We start from the raw sequence: 23,293 nt of genomic DNA on the forward strand, positions 1-23,293 counted from the left end.
TCATTGCCTTAGGTTAAACCCTCTGTTAATAGTATTTGCTATAGTAGTAACATTAGCAGCCTCCGATTTCAGGGCTTCTGTTTGTACAAGACCTGTGCTTGAGTGTACATCCGATAATATACTTTTTACAACCAAAGCGTTATTGGGATTATTTGTTACCTCCGGTTTGTTGAGCTGTTCTGTTAAAGCGGAAGCAGCCTGCAGCAATGCCTGTTCTTTTGCCTGCCTGTCTGGCGCATCGGCGGGCAACTTTGCTACCTCCTCCTGCTTATTACGAAAATCTTCCAGCACTGCTGAAACATCTGCTCCGGCAACATTTACGACGGGATTAGAGCCAGTGGTATCTGCAGGATTGGTAGTGCCTCCGCCGGTGAACACTACAGAACCAATACCAGTGGTATTTCTTAAGATATTACCTATGTCTGCTGTAGTATTAATCGGAATTTTTACTATAGGCGGTATTTTTACATCGGTTTGTGTGATGGTTGTATTCAGGCTTTCTGCAATAGGATCTAATTGAGCCTTGAACAATTTTTGATAAGTAGGAATTTTTTCGAACAATTTGGGTACATCAAATTGGGGAATCTGAGGTAATGGCAGTGGTTTTACAACAATAGGATCAGGTACAATATCATTATCAATGTTGGCATAAGGCAGCATAAAATCGGCAACTACTGCACTGTCATTAGCCGTATATACCAATACAAAAGTACCGCCACGCAATACACCGCCGGCGTGTTCCAAACCCGGGTTTTTGGCGAGATAATTTCCAAGCATCAAACCTTGCCTTTTTTGGTCAAAATGTTGTTTGAACAAATCATCAATCAAATCAGCTTTATATATCACATCTGTATTGATAACAAAATCGTGGGGCGGCGCCGTATTGGAGAATGTAAATTGCTGGGTATTTTGTTTGAAAAAATTGGCAGAGGTGATAGCATTTTGTACATCAGTTTTATACGTTTCTAAGTTGAAACCTGTGCCGGTGATAGCTCCATCTGCAAGCACTTTATTTTTAGCATTTGTGAAACCATTGGCTGCCGAGGCAATAATAGGCTTTGTAGTTTCAGTATCACTAATCTGGCTCAACATACCCGAATTCACCAGGTCTACCTGGTTCATGTGATCGTTTAATGTGTTTCGTACAAAAGCTTCATGAAGATTCAGGTAAGGGAAGTTCCAGGGTCTTATTGGAATGGTGTTAATATCGCGTTCAACTTGTACTGTTATAAGGTTAATAGGCAGGTTATTATTTACAATCAAATCATTCAACACTCTCTCCACATCCTGGTATTTGAAGCCGATATGCCCTTCAATCCTAAAGAAAGTATAAGGCAATATATTGAACGACAATGGAGAAAAAACAGAAGATTTACTTGCATATTTATTAGCAGCATACGACAATATTTCGTTCTCTTTTTTTCGCACATTGGCATCGTAGCTCCAATATAAGTTTGCAGGAAGATTGGTATTAATGTCATAGTAGAAAGGCAGACTTCTTTTTCCCAAAGGTTGGTCTTCAAAATAGCCTGGTGTTATTTTAATACTTTCAGTTACAGGAGGCAGTGTAGCGGTGGTTGGAATTTTAAAATTGTGTATCATGGAATGAATGCGCATGAAACAAAATTTTATCTTCTCCATATTCTCCTCTTTGTTATTTAATACCGGTGATTCATAAAATGAATGACGATATTGATTATCTATCAGTATAGGGGTAAACCGTTTTATTAGTAAACCAATATCAAACCGTAAGCGCCCTATAACAGGAGGAAGAAATATGGGTGGACGTGGCAAAGAAACAGGCGGCGAAGCCGGAATATTTCCTCCTGTATCATTCGCAACCGCTGCGGTTCTGATAGTTCCTAATAAAACATGTTTAGGAAAGAGGGCAACATCGGGGCAGCACATCATGTTATCGCCAAAAAGCACTTCGCGCATTTCGTTATATGCACAGGTAAGATCTCTTGCAAAATCATACACGTATTGGGCATAAATGGATGTGCCTATATTGAAATGCGTGTCAAGCAACTGGTTCCATTCGCTTGTTGGGTCTACTCCGTCAAATTCATCCTGTAAAACAACCTGACAGGTTTGATAAGCTTTCACCAGTTTTTCTTTAATTTCCGATCTAATGCTGAATGTATTGGTAAAAGAAGTGTTCAGTTCAGCATATTGCGAGATGGCCGTAGTTATAATAGCCCTTGGCATAGCTATATCATCCAGTGCAAAATAATTTTTGTTCAGTGGTGGAATGCTTTGCAATAATGCGCTCAGATTGTCTTTATGTATCAGTAAAACTTTGAGTTCTCTTACAGCTTGTGCGCCTTTGTTATCACAATCGGTACCGGTGCATACATCAGGATCATTCTGGTAATCCTCGAGGTATAATACACCTACATAATCCTTTACTAACGTATTGGTTACTTCTTCAAACTTTGTAAAATCGTCACCGGTGTCGGTATCTGTTGTACTGCTGCTTAACTGATAAATAGTAACCACTTGCTCATTATCCATGCGGAAATAAGGATACCTGGCATTGTTATCTTCAAAAAGGGCATATCGGTCAAACGCCTGGTCTGCATCTATATGCAGCAGGTCGCCATCGCTGGTAATGGCAGTTCCTTTTGATACTGCAATTTGTTTGTTTTCCAACTGACCAATTTCCAGCCCGCAAATAATGCCAATACCAAGCCCTCTGGTACGTGTTAATCTGGTTTGTACATCCAGGTAGTTGAACAAATCGTTCAACTGGTCAGCCGTTAATACCTGGTCGTTTTCAAAAATGGTAAACCGGGTATTATCTTTAGTGGCAGCAGCTAATACGTTAGCCATAATGTTAGGTTTTAAGTGAGCCTAAAGTGTTCTGATTCAATAAAAATAGCTTACGCTCTTCTGTGTTTTTGCAGTCTTCCAAACGTGCTTTCGGATACACCGTTTTAAGTGCGGTAAGTATTTTTATAAATCGTATGGTGATTGCTTTATTAATATCCTCCAATATGCCTGCTTTTACTTGCAGCCAATCCTTATAAGCCATTTCAAATTCCCGCAGGTCTTCATTACTTACCCAGCATATTTTTGGAAAAAGGTGTGCAGGTGTTTCTGTCCTGATTACTCTTTCGCAATAACGCCGGAAATCCATGTTTAAAAACCGTTTTGCATAGGCAGGCAGTACAATACTTATTCTGAATGAGTAAGGATCAGTGTCGTTACATTCATCACAATTATCATCTACACAAATTGGCAATAAATCTTCATCTGTAATGGTTGGAGGTTCTACGGGCGATGCAGGAGGAGATGAAGGCAGTGCAGTTCCCGCTTTATCAAATAGTAATAAATTTTCAACGACAAACATTCCTTCTTCCGACTGATTTTCGAGCATCAAAGTGACGAAGTTGTTTATGGCTGTTTGTGCCAAAATGGTGGAAGTAAAAGTATTGTTACTAACGCCAATAATGTTTCCGGCTTTGTCTTTTAACTGATAAGTGAACGTGTGAGCAGCAGTGTCTTCGATAATGGAGAAATTAGCAATGTTGTTTACATATTCAAATGCAGCTTCCAGGTTGTTTGCTGCTGTTTCCTCACTATCAAAAGTTTCACTTGATTTTAATAATATCTGATTACTTCTGTTGTCAATGATTTCAAACCAAAAAACGGTAACATTACTTTCATTCACCTCTTGCAGGATAGCAGTGTACACATTCACAAGGTTGCGGCGTTTAATATTTTTAAAACCTAATAATCTTTCCAGCCTTTTTTCCAACCCACTCATATTATCCGTATCCCATAATGCTAAAGCATCAGTATAATTGTAAGCTGCAAAACGTTGGCTGCTGTATTCAGGATAGTTTTTCAGAAACTGCATTTTGACATCAACTGTTGCTTTTGGATCGGCATTTGGAAAAACAAATTGCAATATGTTGACGTAATCAAAAAAGGACTCTGCAAAGCGCGACAATAAATGGTCGAGAAACAGGTTCCTTCGCTGGTAATAAGAACTTGAAGCCGTTGTTTCGGCAGCAGTTTGGATGCTATCAGCAATTGTTGAAGGATTACTGAACAGCTCGTTTGCATCTTTAATGGTATTTACCACCTGCGTAAAATAAGTGTGCTGCTCGTCGCGCAAAGAAAACAGGTTGCGTAAGTGAGTCAGTTGCGATAAATAATTAGCGAGTTGCTGATCGAAGAATAACAGATAAGCTTGTAATTGTTTAGCCTGTACTTTTCGTGCATCCGAAGCATTGGCGGGCAATCCCCAAAGACCAATGCCGTAATTTTTGGGGTACTCGTTTTGAACAGAATAATACGCTTCTACGTTTTGAAAGCTGCCTGTAGGGTAAGTAATGTCTTCGGTTGTTACCAAATCATTGGCTGTAATGTAGTTGGACATTAAAGTATCGAACTTCATTTTTACCTGTCCCAAATCTCCCAGGTCCGGACGAAAGGGAATACCATCTTTATATAGCAGTACATTGGATGCCGCAATGTTTAGTATTGGCTGCATACCATCCGTTACATCAATAATCCATTTGTTGGGCAAGCTCTTTATTTGGTCAACCGGATTAAAAATAATATCCAGTATGTTTACCACACCCTCTACCTTCAGTATTGCTTCCATTATATCCGACAAATGCAACTCGGTTTTTAGCTCCGATGCTTTCAATTCTTCTTCTTTAATAAATCCATGCTCCAGCAGTGTACCTTCAAAAATTCTATCAGCACTAACTTTATCATCCAGCAATTCTTTTAGTGAATAAAAGCGGATTAATGGCGTGAGATGCAATTGAATATTAAAGAAGATCTGCGCCAGCGTGTCAAAGGGATTGGCGTTTGATTTAATTTCTATTTCACTGCATATACGGAAGTCTTGCTTGGCAACTTCATCGATGTTGGTAAAGTCTTCGCACAGGTTGCGGTTTGCCATCAGCAATGCGCGGGCTTTGTTTTTAGTGGCTTCCCTTTCGCTGTCGGGAATGTCTGTATCATATTCCAGCAATACATCGTAATAGCCGTTTATAGCAACCGTTTCCCACTTTTTACTTTCGGGCTGCAGGTGTGTTAGTTTTTTATGGGTGATGTCTGCAAAAACAGTTTCACTTCTCTTTTTTAGCCATGCATTTTGTACGCCATCAATATCAATAATTAATTTTCGATAATCGTTGAGCGTAACCGCTTTATTCGGAAAAATTTGTTTGGCAGAAAAGAAATGATCATGAATATTCTGAACTGTATTTTCTTTGGTTGCCAGTAGATCAGGGATAGAATAATTGGCGCGATAACTTAAATCGGTAATAGCATAACACAACAATTCAAGCGAGGTAATACCGGGGTCATGAATGTTGTAATCTGTCCAGATGGAAGAGGCAGTTTGTTCAATATGCGCAATGCCTATTTCCCTCAATGCTTCATAATCGAAGGCAGGATTTTCCGGTTTTTGCGTTGATATGGTCACAGGCGCCTGCATACTCAATAACTGGTTATTTGGTGGTGATCGGCTGACACAAGAATGGCGGCTGGATTGGAGGCTTCTACCACTTCTACGTCTTTAACAAACAGCGTCCTGCTGTTAAGTGAGTGATGTAAACGGAGGCTGGCAATAAAATCAACGGCTTCCAGCTCTTCCAAAAATTTTACAATCATTGACTTGGTTACTTTTCCTCCAAAATGAATATCGCTGCTTGTATCACTTATCCATGGAGATAAAAACTCTTTAAGCTTCTGGTCAATTACACCTTGATAATAATTGAATTCAAAACCTGTTTTCAGTTTTAGCTGAACGGAAATGCTTACCGTTTCGTAATACGGATTGCTAACATGCAATTGCGTCCAGCTGGTGGTATGTTCCTGTAAAAAAATAGTTACTTCATCCAGCGTGTTTTTATCAACCCGTGGCTGTAAAGGATTAACGGCGTTTTTATTGGTTAAATCAGGAACGAGAATAACCAATACATTGCCAGGTGCATAAAAAGAGTTTTCAGTAGCGTGATTGATACATTTTATTTTATGCACCGATGGAAAATGTTGCAGTATCAATCTTTCATAATCCCACAGGCTGATGCTTCTTTCTTTATGGCGCAACCGTTCACTTATGCGTATATAATAATCTTCATCATCCTCCTGCATTCGCCCGCCAAAAGAAGCATACGGTTGCTTAACGCTTTTGATAGCTGCATTGCTGTTTTCCAGTTTATTGATCGTATTAGCCGGCAATGGGGTAGCAAGATGTGCGGGATCATTGGCTTCATCTTCGAATATAGCAATAGCTGCACCGGCTTGCACATCTACCAGGCTGCAAACTGCATCGGGGTCTGCCTGTATGCTCCCTTTTAGCCACAGCAATCCATCGGGCATGATGGTGTTTTGTACAGTAGCTTCTTTCGGTATCAAAAACTTTATCACACCACTGGTGAGAAAACTATTGGTAGTATCAAAAATAAAATCTGCATTGGTCAATTCTTTCCAGTAGTTGTCGCACAACACGCTCCAGCCTATAGCTGCTTTTGGCTTATCGGGATTGGCGCTGCCTTCTGCCATCTGAAACAATACGCAAGTAGAGTCTTCGGGAGCTAAGCCATTAAAACCTATAAAAAATTCGCCTTCATTCAAATAAGATGGTAATAACTTAACGATGGAATTATTAAGAAATGGATGCTGGCTTTTTGTATAAGCATGTTCCCGCATTTGCCCAAAAACACCATAATGGAAAAATTCAATCTCTTCATCTACATAGTCGTTTAATGTAAGTCCGTTAAAAGGTGTTTTGGCAGTGGTAGCCGTATAGTTAAACGCGACAGATTGTATCTCGGGTGCAAAGGGTTGAGCAGGAACAGAAATGGCAGCACCGGGTTTAACCGACTGCAGAACTGCATTGGCATATACGCCAGGAAATTCCCTAAAATAAAAGGTATGATTCAGTCTTATATTTAATACCCCTTTCCGGCTGTCGCGATAAGTATTAAGCAGTGTTTGTATGTAAGGGAGAACAGAAAAAACAGTTTTATTTACCCGGAGAACACTAAAATTGGGTGATAAATAACTAATGTCGGAACTGACCTTTTGAGCAAGCGTTTGACCCGGTGTTATAAAACCTGTTTTTATATAAGGAAGCGGGTAAAAAATAATTTTAGATGGGAAATTAGGATTATTAAATTCCCATTTAACATCTGTTCTTGCATCGGATGCATTAAAGAGCTGTATTGTTTGCGTTCCATTCCAATTGAAGCCATCACTAAAATTGGCCAACGCTGTAAAAGAATCATTTGTATTGGTTGTATTTGGATAGCCACTAAAATAATCACTCAAACTTGCCTTAGGAATATTTTTCCAGCTTGCATTAACCGAGAAGTTTTTGAGCCGTTTTGAAAACGCTTCTTCACAATCAATTATAAAGTTGGCATTTACATCTGCCGCAGGGCCAAATGGAAAGAAAGGTTTTTTGTTGTTTACCGATCCAAGATCATTCTCCAACTGCAGGTCTTTCATTCCATTCACCTGCACCTCGATGGTTGCATCTACCAATTCACAATTTTTCAGATCATCATAACCAAAATCTGTTTTTTCATTATTAATCATAATTTGCATCAATGGATATATGGTGCTGAAACTTTGCCCGTGAATGGCAGCGCTATAATTAACAACGGATGGATCGTCTTTGGTAATGAGAAAAGAAAAGGCAGCAATAAAAGTAATATTATCAGCAGAAGTGATAGTAGCACTGGTATTCTTTGGACCTATCCATCCTTTTTCACCGGTAATGCTGATTTTAAAAAGGTTTCTTGTAAAATTGATGCTTTTAGCTTTCTCCTGCAAGCCTTTTAATGTTAGTGAAACATTCACCGTTCTGTCGCCTTCTTTCATTCGCAAAACGGGGCTTGCGAGGCAAAAACCAATTTGTGCTGGCGGGAGTGCCGCATTGCCAAAAGCACTCCATTTTGGATTGTTTGCATCTAAAGTTGCACCCAAACCATCTGAAGAATTGGCTACCGGCGCAAAGCGGATAATATTTTTATTTACCGGCGAAACATACACCGATTTTAATTGGGCTATTTTTGCATTATTTACTACAATATCATGCGTTAGCTGGTAGTGTAAATCTTTTTTTGTGTTGTCTTTACCAGCGAGCAATACAGTTCCTGATGGCAACAATGTATCAGCCGTATTTTTCTTTAACTCAAAAACCACATGTGCTTTATCGGGCACTGCATTATTTTTATCCAGCGCCAACACCTCGCCGTAGTAAAAATCAAGATGCCGCTGTGTAAGTGTATTCATTACCTGCTGCGGGTATTCATATACTTTCATGAATGTATCCCACAAAGCAAGATGCGGCGGCAATGAAGCGTTGGCTATAAGTGCGTTATATTCATCCATGCTCAGGTTGAAAAAATCTTCCCAGGTACCATTCTGATAATCCTTTAGAAAATCTCCTGTTGAACCAAGTCTGTTTATATCATAAAAATTGACCGCTTTTGCTATTTGTTTTAAGTAATTAAAAAAGTCTTCTTTTGTTCTGCCGTCAACAGGAACCAAAGCAGGATTGAGCCACTGCGAATATCGTTGCTGTTGGGTTTGTCCATCCCGTTTTAGTAGTATTTTATAATCAATGGCTTTGCTGCTCATGCTGTTTTGTTGTTAGCTTCATTCAAATAAAACGGATATACCAGATTGAATCTTGAATTCGTAGTGATAATATCATACTCTACTATAATGTCGGCTCTGCCTTCAGTGAGAAATGTGGTATCCAGTTTTACACTTATCAACCGCAATCGGGGTTCATATAAGAGTATAGCATTTTTAACGGCGATTTTGATAGAAGTTTCGATGGTGGCATTCATGGGTTCAAACACATAGTTGTCCAGGTTGCATCCATATTCCGGTTGCAGAAATCTTTCGCCTATGGTAGTACTCAACAGAATCTCCAGGCTCTCTTTGATGTCCTCTTCATCGGCAACCAATGCCACTTCTCTGGTGGTTTTAGAAAAGGTGGGCGGGAAGCTCCAGCCCCTTCCAAGAAAAGATAAATTGTTATCAGTTGTAGCCATTTTACCTCGTCGTTATACTGATTAAAATGCTTAAGTTTTTTATCCTGACCTTATCCCGGCTCCCCTCCTTTGGAGAGGAGCATTGAAAAATTTGAACAGCTTTTCAATTAATGGTCATTTTAACATTTATGATCCTTCTATCTCCACATCAAACTTATAATCAAGCTCTGTTTCAGGTTTTACAATAAATGCTTCAGGATGTGCTACCAGATGCTGCACTACGCCTTGTGCAATGGCTATAAACATCAGTTTCATCTGGTCTGAAGTGGGCGTATCACCTCTCACCCTGTCCCATGCTGTTTGTATAGCCTCTGCCATGCTGTTTCTAAAGTCTGCTGTTGAGCCTGCTTTTAATGACATATTATTTATCCGGTTTTAACTTTAAAAGAAAGTAGTGCTGGTGTAGGAGGTGGAAAAGGCGGCACAGGCGGCGCCGGTGTTACGGGTATTAAAGCCATTTGCCCTGGGTGCATGTGTGAATTGAACATTTGCACCAACTGGTTAAGATAGTTTAATAAATCATCGCCAAACACCAGTGGGTGTGCACCGTTTTCAACCAGCTCTATTTGCGGCGCTTCCACTACTACTTTGGTGCTTCCTTTAATCCTTATTTTTCCCCCTTTTGTTTCAATGGTTACTATTTCGCTGCCGTTGCTATCGTTTAAGGTAATGCCATCTTCGTTGGTCTCTATTTTATTGCCATTTTGATCTTCAATAGTAATCGCCTTTTTATCATCGCTGATGGTTATTGTATTTGCTGCAGGCGTTTTTATCGTTATTTCTTTTTTATCATCATCAAACTGCAGTATTAATTTTTCTCTGGAAGTATATCCTTTCAGATGGTTATCGTTGGAAGGCTGCAGCGGCGATGGATTGGCAGAACTATTTAACATGCCTACAATCACCGGATGACGCGGATCATCTTGTAAAAAGCCTGCTACTACTTCGTCGCCAATCTCCGGACGAAAAAATAATCCTCTTTCATTTCCTGCATCCGCCAAAGCCATTCTTGCCCATCCGCCATCATCGTCGGGACTAATAAAAGGGAATTTTACTCTTACCCGCATTTCACCGGTAGGATCTTCATTGTCGGTAACAATGCCTGTATATAAGCCAGATACGCCCGGTATTAATGCGCCTGCTTTTGGTGCATTAACCGCATTTTCCTCTGCAAACCACTCCGGTGAGTGACCAAACTGCGCCTGTGTTTTCCAGCCGCTGATACCGTCATAATCCTGCCTTACGCCGCTTACAAAGGCTTTTCCGTTGAAGCGCTTTCCCAGTCCATGCAACTCCAGTACGTCTCCGGGGTTGATGGCAGCAATGCCATCAAACTTTGCTCTGCCTCTTATTTTAGAGAGTCTTGCTTTCAGCAGTTGTGCATCCGCCCAGGCTTTACGTTCATCTGCCGTAAGTGTTGCAGCATGTTGCAATGCCAGCTCGTCCAAACCAATTACATCTGCCAGTTCATCAACCGATAAGTTGCCTTCTTCTTCCAGTTGAGACGGTGCAGTAGCTTCCGATGCTGCTACTTCCTGGTCTGCCATGCTCCACGAATAAGCTTTCACGGCGCTGTATTCATTACGGCTATCCATTTCCGTATCCAGTTCAATAATGGTTGCGCCATATAAAAGGGACAGCGCCGCATCGCCCGAAACGGTAGGTGTTTTAATGGTTATTTTTTCATCGTTGGTGAGTATCACTTTGCCGATGGCTTCTGTACGGCTCAATATAAAATCCCAGTCGGTACAATTGTATTGCACCAATTCTTCGTGCTGTAAGGAAGAGGATTCTATATCCATTTCGTTAGATGCAAAACCAGCATTACGCAACATCTTTTCAAAAGCATCCGAATCGGTGCTATCGCTAAAAGAGGCGTTTTTTCTTCCAACAGTTGTTTTTACTGCTTTGTGTTTACATTCAATTACCAGTTGCGGACTCCTGTTATTTCTTATTCTTAAAGAGTGCTTTATAATAATGCCTTTGAAAATATTCTGTGTATTATCCGGGTCGCCGGCGGCAATTGCTATTTCATTGCCGGGAATAAACAGTTCGCCATTGCTCAACGGAAAATCCCCGGTAGCTGCATCACCATCCTGCAATACGATTAATGCAGAAGAAATCTTATTTATTATCTTCATAACGTTTACAGAAAGCACCGGAACGGTTACAGGAATTTCTGTTCCGTTTACTTTAATAACGAAGTTGGCAACAGTTTCAACAGATGGTATGGTTGTTTCTTCCGGCATTACTTTTTACTCGTATTTTTATCAAAAGGTGGAAACAAAATCTTTTGTCCCGGTTGCAGATTTCTAAAGTTGGTTAACTTATTTATCCTTGCTACTTCCAGATAATATTTTTTATCTCCATAAATATCAAAAGACATAGCGGGTAAGGTATCACCCTCTTTAACTGTGCGTATATGTGTTAAGTCGGGAGACTTTTTCCCATCTGTGGCCTGGGCAGCAGGTGCGCTTAATACTTCTGTAAATGTTGCATTGATAATAACCCTCAGTGGTGTGCCATTTTTGTCGAACAATTTATATTGAAAAGAAGCCGACTTTAAATAACAATCAAAAGATAGCTGGTTGGCTCTTAGCCATGCTGCCCTGCCCCAGATAAGTCTTAAATATCTGGGACGATGCACATTCCCGTCATATCCTATCGCATCGTGAAACTGACCTATTTTTTGAGGCACATCCAGCTTTTTACCGGTTGCTTTATCAGGGATTATATTGGTGCCGTCGAGGAAAAATTTAAGCGTTACCTCCAGTGGTTGTATCTGCAGAAAATTACCCTGGTCATTTGTACTTCTTCCGGGTTTAAAAGTATTATCAACCACTACATTGTAATTGAGTGAATATTCATCCGGATTGATAAAAGCTTCAAATGTTTTTTTATCCTTACCTCTACCCACATCACTATATGATTCAATGAGCAGTTTTGTTACTTCTCCGCCTTTGGTTAATCCCAATGTATCACCTATTGCACCAAGTACATCTGCCATTATCGTTCGTTTTTCTGGTTAATAATTTCCATTACTTTTTCTACACATTCTTTAATGATTTCTTCCCGCTGCAACGCATCAGCAGTTGTTGAAGTATTGCTTTGCGTATTATTGCCCGGCGCAACTTCCACGGCTATTTCTATTTCGTTTATAATGATAGGCATATATAAAAATTTATAAGGCTGCAGCTAAACCGCCGGCTACAGAAGTGGCTGCACCAATGCCCCCGGCTATTGATACATCCAGACCGATGGTTTTGTAATATTGATAAGCCAACTCCAGTGTTTCTATTACAAGTGTATTTTGCTCTGCATTAAACTCCGAAATACTCACTTTAACCGGATACGCATTAAATACATGCCACGTGGCAACGGGCACATGCAAATTATTGAGCAGCGATATGAGTACGTTGTGCGGTTCAAATTCAAAATCCTCAATGGCATTTTTACACCAACTGGCGATAAACGAGCCATTGAATAAGCCTCTTTTTAAGACAATTTTATCGTATTGCGGCACTGTAGGGAATTGGTGCTTAAAGTGGTTTTCTCCACCTTCGGCTACTGTTTCGGGTTGAATATTTACGCTCAATCCGGTAACACTTTGAAAGCGCAGATCCTGTGGTGTTTGCGGAAACATTTCTATCAATACCGAAAAATGAAAACCCAGAGGTGGATATATTAATCCATCAAGTACACTCATATAGCATTAATTTGAAAGGTTGAAAATATGCAACTGCTTAACCGCGGTTTTCTATCGTTAAGCCTTCATGTGCAATATCCAGTTGTTCAATAGCCACTTCATTGCCATCGCCTTTCAAATCGGTGCTCTGCACTTTTACCGGGAAAGCGTTATGCACCTTCCATACTACTACCGGCTCGTGCTTTTCGTTTAATAAACTAATGGTAATGTCTCTGCGGGCAACATTATTCAGCGAAATGGTATTCAGCCAGTCGTAAAATTCATTATCCCCATTAAAAACACCACGTTTCAGGGTGATGTTACTGAATTCGCGCATGCCGGGCATTTTTATCTTGCTGTATTCCGGCAATAAGCCATCGCGGTATTCAATTACTTTATTTTCTATATTTAGTCCGCTTACTTCCGTAAAGCCCATATTTGCTCCACCCCACTCTACGCGGAAGTGAAACTTTGGTAAAGGATATGTATTTGCCATGATTGAAAAGAATTTGTGTTGTGATTTTTAGTTAGCTAACCTTTATCTGTTTAGCTTCAGCTGTACTGTCTTTATAGTATCTCACGACTCTTGTAGTTTATGCGAGAACTTAAGAATAATAAATTCTGCAGGACGAACTACTGCCATACCAATTTCTACATTCATTCTGCCTTCCAGTATGTCCAAAGCAGTCATGGTTAGTCCTAATCCTACCTTTACAAAGAATGCCTGTTCAGGTTTTTCGCCAGCAAGGGCACCTGCACGCCATTGCTTGGTTAAAAAGTTTTCAATCATTGCTTTTACCCTAATCCAGGTATTGGCGTCATTGGGCTCGAATACCACCCATTCGGTACCTTTTTTAATAGATTCCTCGGCGTAGTTGAAAAAGCGGCGTACAGAAATATACCGCCATTCATTATCGTTACCAGCCAGGGTTCTTGCGCCCCATATTTTGTTGCCCTGCCCAACAAAAGAACGGATAGCATTGATAGATTTACCGGAGGTGGCATCCACATTCAGATCCATTTGGTCGTTGTGAGAAATCTTTACCGATGGCGCATTTACATAAGCAAGCGAAACATTTGCCGGTGCTTTCCATACACCGCGGCTACTATCCACCGCAGCATACACGCCCACTACTGCCCCTGATGGCGGTAACTCTACCGTTACTTTATTTAACTCTGCTTTTATAAGATTATATAACTCTGTATTTCCGGCCAGCACGGGAGGCGATGGGGGAGAGGTGAGTGGGGTATTTTTCTTCAGATTAAGACCATCGCGAATGCCGGCATCCAAACCTGAAGGTGGTGTGAGTATATCAGCCAGCTTTAGGTTTTTAGAAGCAGTAGCAGGATCGGTAAGTGTAGTGGTGGTAGTGCCTGAAACAGTTTGATAAACAATGGAAACATCGCCTAAGTCGTAACGATAGATAAGGGCTGTCTCCAGAAAAGGAAAATAGGCTGCACCATATTTTAGTTTATCAATGCTGCTTTCCATTAACTGTGCATTGCGAAAGCTATCCATTGAATCGCGGATGGTATTGATAACCGTTACCGGTTTTACATCCATTATCGCAAAACGGTCCTGCAGATCGGCACATTGCGATAAGGCTTCACCCATCAGCGCATTATAATCCGAATCGCTGAGCGAGGTAGCATCTGGGAAAACGAGCAACGTAGGTTCATCAAATTTTGCTACCTCAGCAAGGCCGGCAGAAAGTTTACCTCTGTCAATATCTGTATCGGCGTATGTGTTGGTTGTAGGCGTATTGCCGTAAGTACCCGTAGATACAATGTAGCATGGCCCGCCGCCGTTTGCAAAGAACATTTGCAAAGAATAGTACATTTTAAAGCGGGAACGCTTTGCGGGAGTAATATCGGCGGTAATGGTCCGCTGATTGAGTGCAGTACCGTTAAGCGAATCGGTAATGGTAACAACAATTGCATTTTCTTTTTGGGCAGCGCCAAATATGCTTTCATATTCCAGCAGCGAGCTGATGCGTGTTGGTGTAAGGTCTAAATCTAGTCCATTAATAGTTGCTGTTTCCGTATAGCCTATAAAGGCCGGAATGGCTGTTTCTACCTCTGCAATGGAGGGGGGGAATAAAGGGATTTCCTTTATGTAAACACCGGGGGTTTTAAATACATCTGCCATATAAATGGGTTTAAATTGTTAGATAGTTATAAGTATATCCGAGAAAGTATCGGCACCTTCCCGTTTAACAAGATTGAATGAAGGATTTGGCAGGTTAGCTATAATCAGCTTATTTGCCTGATCTCTTAGTTTAATACCCGCAACCGGCGCTTCTTTTAATGGCAAGGCGTTGTTGGATGCCATAACGAATTGCCCCGCTGGCGCACCTGGCTGAGCTGTAAAATTGATGGGTGTTCCATTTGTTTTACCAATACTTATTCCTGTAATAGCCTGGTTGAATTGTTTTGTAACAATATATCTCCATTTGGTAGCCCGGTTGGTAAAAGTTATTTTATAAGATTTTGTTTCGATGGCGTTATCGGCTTGCTGAAACTGGTAAGCTGCCGGCAGCGCATCATTATAAAATATTTCTACCACGCCAAAAGCATCTGCATTATCAATAGGGGCTATCACATAAGCAGCAGCCTTTTCCACACCTTCAACAAAAAATTTTATCCTGCCTTCTTTTGCCGTTTTAAGATCGTAAGTGAAGTTGAAAACATTATTATAATTATCGAGCGATTGTGAAAATTGTTCACCGCTGTCTATAAAATCCAACTCGCTGTTTACTGTTGCTACGGTACTGCTGTGTGTATAAGAAAAACTGTTACTGATAAAAGGCAGCAGGTCGGCATCCGAAACTATTTTACTGGTCGTATTAGCAACCAAAAGCGGAAAGCCATCTGCCGAAACATTATTAACAAGGTTATTAAAATAGTAGTGGTTTGTCCTTGGCTTGGTCAGGTTCAGCTCTGTAAAATTTTCAAATACACTGGTCTTTAGTTTTAAGATAAAGGAAAATGTAGCTCCGTTTGGTAAGGGATTGTTGATAAGGTCTTTATTATTGACTGTTTTTACTTTTGCGAATAACTTGCCTCCAAAGTCTGTTGGTAAAAACTTCAAACCAAACCGTTGCATCGTATAAGTGCATTCAGCAGTAGGCACCATTTCTATATCCGGGCATTTACCCGAAGTATAAAAACTATGCAGGAATTCAAGGTCGAACAATGCCTTATACTTGATTTGAATCATAAGAGAAGTATTTACTTAAAGACTAAATCAATAAGGAGTTAAACATGATTAGTTTGCAATAACCCAAGGCTTCAGCTTTGGGAAACCAAAGTGAAAGGCTTTATGACTTTAACCTAAGCAATTACTTTGGCTAAAGCCAATCATCCCTTTGCATGTAGTCCCAGGGCTGAAGCCTTAGGTTATTATCTTTTAATTTAAACTAATGATATCTGTTTACTTATATCATTGGCCACTGCTACCTCAATTATTTATCGTTTAATTATCCGAAATGGTAACTTCTGTGATTGGTGGCGCTTCCATCTTTGGTTCAAAGTCTGTAAAGCTGATCGTTCTGATTTTGTAAATCACGCTCGGCATATATTTAGCGCCCAATGCAGCCCATAGGTTGTTTTGTTGTTCAAAGGTGGTAGAGTGCATTGTTGCTAACAATTTGTCAATTTGCTCCCACGGCTTACCCGCATTCGCATTCATTTGCGGAAATTGCTCACTATCAAAAACAGCATTGGTTTGGAAGAATGAAATGATATACGATAACAAACGAAGTGCGGTTGAATAGTTGTTTGCAAAAACAGAGAACAGCACAAACGCATTAATATTTACCGGCGGGTTCACAACCTGTATTTTATCATTTACCTTGCGGTAAATCTGCGACTCCGCAATCCGGTCTTCTTCTAAATTAATAAGTGTAATTACAATTTTAAAGGCATCGGCATCGCCTATAGATATGGCGGTGGTTCCATCGGGTTTCATTAAGGAGGAAAGCGTTACGTTGTCTGCTGTACCCGCAAAATTTACCGGGTCTTTACGTTTGATATAAAGATTCAGTTCATCTCTCAAAAATTCTAATGCAGTTCTTAGCATTGGATGTCATTTCAATGGCTGAAGAAATCGTAGCAGAAAATATGTTAAGCAACCTTCAAATGTTAATATCCTTTCTATTGGAAACGCATGGCCAGCTATGATTATTTATGAAGTCGGATATATTTACTGAAATCTAAATTAGACTATTTTTTATACAAAAAAAATTTTTTAAACTTTTTACCAAATTCCAGCCTGCAGCTATCTGTAGTTTTCTTATTATTTATCCTGCATTATTATTCAGGAAATATTTTAATGCAACTATGTATAAATGCAAGTAGCTATTAAAGCAAAAGGCATCTTATATGATGAAGATCTTTTAATAAAACAATATGGGTAATAGTTTGTATAGCAAAAATGCTGATAAAAAATTACCAATTGTATTGGTAAGATAGGATTGTGTAAAGATAACTCTGTAATGCACGTTTAGATGCTTGTTATTAGCAGGGCTTCCAGCGGGAACCCAGTTAATAACAGGATGTGACCGCTATTATTTACACGGAATTTACCGCTTGCGTACGGGCGACAAAGACTCCCTCTGCGGCGCTGTTGCATAGCAGCATTACTGAGTTACGTTGCCAGGTTCAGTTCGTATTAAAACAAAACCATGTTAGTCTGTCTGCACTTTCTGCAATTTCGTTTTATTTACATTCAGCCTGGGCGCATACCAGTACAAAACAATACCTGCAATAATTAAGGCAAAAGAGATAAGCTCCGCTTGTGTAGGGTGATAACCAAAAATATTGTACTTCGTATTTACTCTTATTTTTTCAATAAGAAACCGCTCCACACCATTTACAAAAAGATATACTGCAAACAGTTGGCCTGCAAAATGAAACTTTTTGCGAATGCGCCACAACAACAGGCACAAGAGCAAACCCATCATTATTTCGTACAATGGGGTAGGAAAAACCGGCAGTGGCAGATAAGTGCAATAATCATCCCAGTTGCAGTGCGCCAGCGGAACACCTTCGCGGTTTACATTGTGCGTATAGGTAAAGGCAAACAACCAGTCGGGCAGGCCGGCAAAAGCTTTTACTGCAGCATGTTGTACCTCACCGGTAGCAGCAATATGTTCTTCGTAAATGCTTTGATATTGTGTCAGTTTATAAGAAAACTGTTGCGGTGTTGCAAGCAAGGCTTGGCCATCGGAGTTGCTGATGTATGCACTGTTGATAATGCCCCAATCGCCATCGCCGGCCACCTGGCAGCCTACGCGTCCCCAGCCATAAGCAAACATCAAACCCGGTGCAATGGCATCGGCTACATGTATAAAGGAGATTTTATTACTACGTAAATAATAATAAATACTAATTGCTGCTACAATCAAACCCCCATAAAAAGTGAGACCGCTGCGCGAGAATAGATTGCCAATCGGGTCTTGAATAAAGCGGTCCCAGTTTTCGAGGTTGTCAAATACTTTAGCACCTGCAAAACCTGCAACTGCCGCTATCAGCACAAGGTCTCCCACTCTGTCGCTCGGCCATATTTTAATAATACGTTTTTCGGGCTTGGCCAATTTTAGCTTGTTTTTACTCCGCCATTTTAAAAAAGCCATCAGCAGGCCCAATATAATACCTGCAGGCATATTGCCGGCAGAAGAAAAGATGTAACCTGCGGGATCGGCTGATGCGCCGGGTGTTAAAAACAAACCTATGAACTTGTATCCGAAGATAAACCCAAATATAAAGTTGATGATAATGTCAGCGATGGAGGCGGGCTGCCCTACCGTGATCGATACTTCTTTATATGTAAGCAGGCCTTTGGCTTCTTTGCGCTTTAGTTCTTTGGTAAGCATCCAGGCACACACCAAAAACGAAATAGCCACCATCGTACCAAAAGTGTTGAACACCTTTAAAAAAGGCAGGCTTACACCAAACAGATCTTTAAAGAGATAATATAAGTTGGGATACATGAATAGATTTTAAGTAAGTGTGCAAGTATAAGCAATAAACACTTAGGGCAATTCCCGGGATAATGATTTTACTGATTTTTTAGCTGATAGCGGATCACGATGTTTTCCAATTTTTCCGATTTACCTGATAAACAAATCTCTGTATATCGCCATGTTTCTCTATGCAATTACTCCTGTAATGCTCGTGATTTAGCAAACATGTACTCGCTTAAAAGCTCAGCAATAGCATCATAGTTCATCACCAAATAAAATAAGTGATGCCGCTTAGCGGCATCACTTATTATTAAATAAACGGGCTTTTATCTTTAAACTTAAAGTTTTGCCTGTCAGAATACACTAACTTTTATACATCAATTCATAATACTCACTTGCCATACGGTTGCTGTCAAACTGAAAGCGTACATCCCGCATACCATTTTTCATTATCTGGCGCCAGGTGTCTTTGCTCTCGTAGTACATGGGTATTATCTCCTTCTCCAGCATGTCGTACATCGTATCGAGGTCGTATTTATCCTGCTCCAGCACATGCATGTTTTGATAATCGGCTTTGGGTACTACAAATCCATTATGCCCCTGGTCAATAAATTCAGGAATCCAGCCATCATCGGTAGAGAAGTTAACAGCTCCATTCATTGCAGCCGTCATACCACTGGTACCGGATGCTTCGCGCGGTACACGCGGGTTATTGAGCCATATGTCGGCGCCTTGTTTCAAACGCTTGCTCAATGCCAGTTCATAACCAATCAGCACCGCTACATTCTTATAATTTTTACTCAACTGCACCAGGCTGTTAAAGGTAGAAATGGCTGCATAATCCAGCGGATAAGGCTTGCCCGCCCAAACAATTTGTACCGGATGAATATTATTGCTCATCATCCGCTCAAATCGCTCTTTATCCTGTACCAGAAAATCGGCACGTTTATACCCGGCAAACCGGCGCGCCCATACAATAGTCAATACATCCGGGTCCAGCAGCTTCCCGGTTTGGTCGGCAACTATATCAAAAGCTCTTTTTTTAAGGTATTTTTTGCGGTCGTCAAATACAACATCATTACCTTCTTCCATAGCTCTGTACAACTGCTTATCTGCCCAAAAGCGCCAGTTTTGTGCATTGGTAATGGAGATAATAGGACAAATATTATCGTACTTGCTCCACATTGCACGCGATACCTCACCATGCAATTTAGATACGCCATTCGCTATCCGTGCAAAGCGCAATGCCACTAAGGAGTGATTGAACTGATCATCATAAATGCCGGTAATTTTCCTTACTTCATCTATGCTTAAACCGCAGAAATAACTCATTTTGTGACACAGGTAAAGATCGTGTTTTTCATTGCCTGCTTCTTCGGGGGTATGTGTGGTAAACACTAAATGCTTGCGGAGCGTTTCAATGTTCTTGAATTTATTAAGCAAATAAAATGCAGCCGATAACCCATGCGCTTCATTTAAATGATATACATCAGGCTTAAAGCCCAGTTCATCTACCAGCTTGGCGCCACCAACGCCCAATAAGATAAACTGCGCAACTTTAGTAGCCACATTGGCATCGTACAGGCGGTGACATATGGTTTGCGATACATAGTCATTCTCCGGCAGATCGGTGCTTAATAAAAACATCGGTGCAGTGTTAAAAGTGGCGGGATTTAAATAATATGCTTTTACCCATACCGGTGCATCATGTATTAATATCTGAAACTTAATGCCTGTGTCTTCGAGAAAAGAATATAATTTTTCCATCCAGGTTACCTGCAAGGTTTGGTCCTGGTTGCGTGCCTGATCGTAATAGCCATATTTCCACAAAATGCCGATACCAATTAAATTCTGGCGCAGCTCATAAGCACTGCGCATGTGCGAGCCGGCTAAAAAGCCTAAACCACCGCTGTATATTTTAAGCGGTTGTTGCACCGCATACTCCATAGAGAAGTAAGCAACTCTTTTCGTATAGCGATCGTCAATTGTGTAAGGAACCTGGAAGTTTCTAAAACTCATAGTTATGTTTTTGGTAAAAGGGCTTGCAATATAGCAAAATGTAAACTGTACGCATTTAAAATGCAGTTAAGAAGCAATTGAAGAAAGATAAAAGATGTAAAAATGATAAGTTCTAAGACTAAATATTACAATACTATAACCCCAGGCTACAAAAACAAGTGAAGCCGAAGGGTACGTTTATACATAAATTATGCAGAAGTATTTGTAGGGAATAACAGTAAAACAGTTAGTTTATTTTCGTACCATTTCACCAGCCGCTTTATTTATTTTTCCTACAATCTTCGCACAATCTGGCAGACATACTTTTTAATTAGCGTGCTCTTACCGATATTCGCTGTACGAACCCGTTGAGTTATGGATATTTCATTCGATAATACAAAAGTGGCTTTTGATTATAAAAGCGATAAGGAACTGAAGGCTTCCCGTTTTTTATTTACTACTATGAACTATCCATGGTTTTCGGCAATGGGCGTGCGGCTTACCCCATTTTTAATGAAGACCGGCTTGCCTATTAATGGTATTATCCGCAGCACTATATTTAAGCAGTTTGTAGGTGGTGAAACGCTGGAACGAACGGCTGCTGTGGCTAAACTACTGAACGACTATCACGTACAAGTGATATTGGATTATGGAGTGGAAGGCAAAGAAGGCGAAGCAAACTTTGAGCAGACTACCGAGCAGTTTATACGCGTAATCAACTATGCTGCTACGCAAAAAAATATCCCGTTTATCAGCGTAAAAATTACAGGTTTATCACGTTTTGGTTTGTTGCAAACTTTAAATGAAGCGCCACGCCTGCGCAGCGGCGTACACGACCACGAGGTGGAAAATGAGGAGTGGGATAATGTGCGGGAGCGTATGTATAGAATATGTGAAGTGGCTGCCGAAAGGGGTATAGGTGTACTTGTAGATGCCGAAGAAAGCTGGATACAAGACCCGATAGACCGCCTGACAATGGAGATGATGGAAGCATTTAATAAAGACAAGGCTATTGTGTATAATACCATTCAATTGTACCGGCAAGACAGGCTGAGTTTTTTAAAGTTATCGCACCAAATTGCGCAGCAAAAAGGGTTTATATTGGGCATAAAACTGGTGCGTGGCGCCTATATGGAAAAAGAGCGTGCGCGTGCACAGCAAAAAGGTTATCCATCGCCCATACAGCAGGATAAATCATTTACTGATGGTGATTTTAATGCGGCTGTTGAATATTGCATCAATAACTTAAATTCGATTGCAGTGGTGATTGCTACGCACAACGAATACAGCAACCTCCATGCTGCCGAACTACTGGATATGAAAGGTATTATGCATAGCCACCCGCATGTACATTTTTCGCAGTTGTATGGCATGAGCGACAACATCACTTTCAATCTTGCAAAAGCCGGTTATTCGGTGAGTAAATATGTGCCGTTTGGCCCCATTCGCGAAGTGATTCCTTACCTTATGCGCCGCGCACAAGAAAACAGCAGCATCAACGGGCAAACGAGCCGTGAATTGACTTTAATAAAAAGAGAGTTGAAGCGAAGGAAGGAGAGAAGTAAGCCCCCATCCCCTAAAGGGGAGCAGGGCAATGCCCAATCCTAAAGGGTGAAGGCAAATTCAACAGAGAAAAAATATTTTAATCAAACTTCAAAACTCCCCTTTAAGGGCTGGAGGCTTATGCAACAATACCACGAATTACTGCAATATATTTTGGATAACGGCGCTATAAAAACAGACCGCACCGGCACTGGCACCATCAGTTGTTTTGGCTATCAAATGCGGTTTAATCTGAGTGAGGGCTTTCCATTAGTCACTACTAAAAAACTGCATCTAAAAAGTATAATTTATGAACTGTTATGGTTCCTAAAAGGTGAAACCAACATCAGATATTTAACTGAACACAACGTAAGTATCTGGAACGAATGGGCAGATGAAAACGGTGAACTGGGACCGGTGTACGGCAAACAATGGCGTAGCTGGGAAGGAACCGATGGACAAGCAATTGACCAGATAAGCGATGCTATTAAACAAATAAAAAATACACCCGATAGCCGGCGCATTATTGTAAGTGCATGGAATGTGGCAGACCTCCCCAAAATGGCGCTGATGCCCTGCCATGCGCTGTTTCAATTTTATGTAGCGGATGGAAAATTAAGCTGTCAGTTGTATCAGCGGAGCGCCGATGTGTTTTTGGGTGTTCCGTTCAACATTGCATCGTATGCCTTGCTTACCATGATGGTGGCGCAGGTGTGCGATTTAGAAGCGGGTGATTTTGTACACACATTTGGCGATGTGCATTTGTACAGCAACCATATAGAACAGGCAAAGTTGCAATTGAGCCGCGAGCCTTACCCGCTACCAACAATGAAGCTCAATCCTGCGGTAAAAGATATTTTCAGTTTCCGGTACGAAGATTTTCAATTAGAGAATTATCAGTTTCATCCGCATATAAAAGCGCCGGTAGCCGTGTGAAATAATGTACAATGTTTGATGTGTGATGTACGATGTAGCCGTAATTTTTAGATGTTAGTTTTACGACATACGATTTGGAAAATACTATTAAACTAAAGTAATTTTTCTTTTAAATATCAGCACCAAAC

At 40.6% G+C, this 23,293-nt stretch carries 17 protein-coding genes; 2 read left to right on the forward strand and 15 right to left on the reverse strand.

The genetic code is table 11. The features are described 5' to 3' along the window. The 15 genes from FC093_RS07335 to glgP all read right to left on the reverse strand — a co-directional run bounded on the left by FC093_RS07335 (nt 1) and on the right by glgP (nt 20,708). The gene (locus tag FC093_RS07335) at nt 1-2,832 is read right to left on the reverse strand and encodes a hypothetical protein (RefSeq protein WP_137261101.1); all 2,832 of its coding nucleotides are present in this window, start codon (nt 2,830-2,832) and stop codon (nt 1-3) included. A gap of 4 nt (nt 2,833-2,836) precedes the next feature. Continuing rightward, nucleotides 2,837-5,461: a baseplate J/gp47 family protein gene (locus tag FC093_RS07340; protein ID WP_137261102.1), complete on the reverse strand. Its 2,625-nt coding sequence runs from the start codon at nt 5,459-5,461 to the stop codon at nt 2,837-2,839. Nucleotides 5,462-5,463: 2 nt separating this feature from the next. Beyond that, entirely contained in the window at nt 5,464-8,616 is a 3,153-nt protein-coding gene (locus tag FC093_RS07345) for a baseplate J/gp47 family protein (protein ID WP_137261103.1), read from the reverse strand. Next, nucleotides 8,613-9,038, reverse strand: a complete 426-nt coding sequence (locus FC093_RS07350) for a GPW/gp25 family protein (RefSeq protein ID WP_137261104.1) — start codon at nt 9,036-9,038, stop codon at nt 8,613-8,615. Before FC093_RS07350 ends, FC093_RS07345 begins: the two co-directional genes overlap by 4 nt. A gap of 126 nt (nt 9,039-9,164) precedes the next feature. Then, a complete protein-coding gene (locus FC093_RS07355; RefSeq protein ID WP_137261105.1) occupies nt 9,165-9,398 on the reverse strand; it encodes a hypothetical protein in 234 nt (77 codons plus the stop codon). A 5-nt stretch (nt 9,399-9,403) separates the two neighbouring features. Further along, nucleotides 9,404-11,287: a type VI secretion system tip protein VgrG gene (gene vgrG, locus FC093_RS07360; RefSeq protein ID WP_137261106.1), complete on the reverse strand. Its 1,884-nt coding sequence runs from the start codon at nt 11,285-11,287 to the stop codon at nt 9,404-9,406. Beyond that, a complete protein-coding gene (locus FC093_RS07365) occupies nt 11,287-12,045 on the reverse strand; it encodes a CIS tube protein (RefSeq protein ID WP_137261107.1) in 759 nt (252 codons plus the stop codon). The genes vgrG and FC093_RS07365 overlap by 1 nt, the downstream gene beginning before the upstream one ends. Continuing rightward, a complete protein-coding gene (locus FC093_RS23705) occupies nt 12,045-12,209 on the reverse strand; it encodes a DUF5908 family protein (RefSeq protein WP_170971022.1) in 165 nt (54 codons plus the stop codon). Before FC093_RS23705 ends, FC093_RS07365 begins: the two co-directional genes overlap by 1 nt. A gap of 10 nt (nt 12,210-12,219) precedes the next feature. Then, the gene (locus FC093_RS07370) at nt 12,220-12,744 is read right to left on the reverse strand and encodes a phage tail protein (protein ID WP_137261108.1); all 525 of its coding nucleotides are present in this window, start codon (nt 12,742-12,744) and stop codon (nt 12,220-12,222) included. A gap of 37 nt (nt 12,745-12,781) precedes the next feature. After that, nucleotides 12,782-13,219 carry a phage tail protein gene (locus FC093_RS07375; protein ID WP_137261109.1) on the reverse strand — a complete coding sequence of 146 codons (438 nt, stop codon included), beginning with the start codon at nt 13,217-13,219 and terminating at the stop codon, nt 12,782-12,784. 81 nt (nt 13,220-13,300) lie between these two features. Then, complete coding sequence (locus FC093_RS07380) at nt 13,301-14,872, reverse strand: phage tail sheath family protein (RefSeq protein ID WP_137261110.1); 1,572 nt, start codon at nt 14,870-14,872, stop codon at nt 13,301-13,303. An 18-nt stretch (nt 14,873-14,890) separates the two neighbouring features. Beyond that, the gene (locus FC093_RS07385; RefSeq protein WP_137261111.1) at nt 14,891-15,943 is read right to left on the reverse strand and encodes a hypothetical protein; all 1,053 of its coding nucleotides are present in this window, start codon (nt 15,941-15,943) and stop codon (nt 14,891-14,893) included. 255 nt (nt 15,944-16,198) lie between these two features. Next, nucleotides 16,199-16,804 carry a DUF4255 domain-containing protein gene (locus FC093_RS07390; protein ID WP_137261112.1) on the reverse strand — a complete coding sequence of 202 codons (606 nt, stop codon included), beginning with the start codon at nt 16,802-16,804 and terminating at the stop codon, nt 16,199-16,201. Between the two features lie 607 nt (nt 16,805-17,411). Beyond that, nucleotides 17,412-18,716, reverse strand: coding sequence for a prolipoprotein diacylglyceryl transferase (locus tag FC093_RS07395; protein ID WP_137261113.1), 1,305 nt, complete (start codon nt 18,714-18,716; stop codon nt 17,412-17,414). Between the two features lie 336 nt (nt 18,717-19,052). Then, nucleotides 19,053-20,708, reverse strand: coding sequence for an alpha-glucan family phosphorylase (gene glgP / locus FC093_RS07400; protein ID WP_137261114.1), 1,656 nt, complete (start codon nt 20,706-20,708; stop codon nt 19,053-19,055). A gap of 354 nt (nt 20,709-21,062) precedes the next feature. On the opposite strand from glgP, the gene FC093_RS07405 reads away from it, so the two are divergent. Both FC093_RS07405 and FC093_RS07410 read left to right on the forward strand, forming a co-directional pair. Then, entirely contained in the window at nt 21,063-22,295 is a 1,233-nt protein-coding gene (locus FC093_RS07405; protein ID WP_137261115.1) for a proline dehydrogenase family protein, read from the forward strand. Between the two features lie 75 nt (nt 22,296-22,370). Beyond that, nucleotides 22,371-23,165 (forward strand): thymidylate synthase, encoded by a 795-nt coding sequence (locus tag FC093_RS07410; protein ID WP_137261116.1) that lies wholly within the window; start codon nt 22,371-22,373, stop codon nt 23,163-23,165. Nucleotides 23,166-23,293 lie beyond the last annotated feature (128 nt).

Origin of the sequence: Ilyomonas limi, assembly GCF_005233845.1 — a bacterium.
Lineage (GTDB): Bacteria > Bacteroidota > Bacteroidia > Chitinophagales > Chitinophagaceae > Ilyomonas > Ilyomonas limi.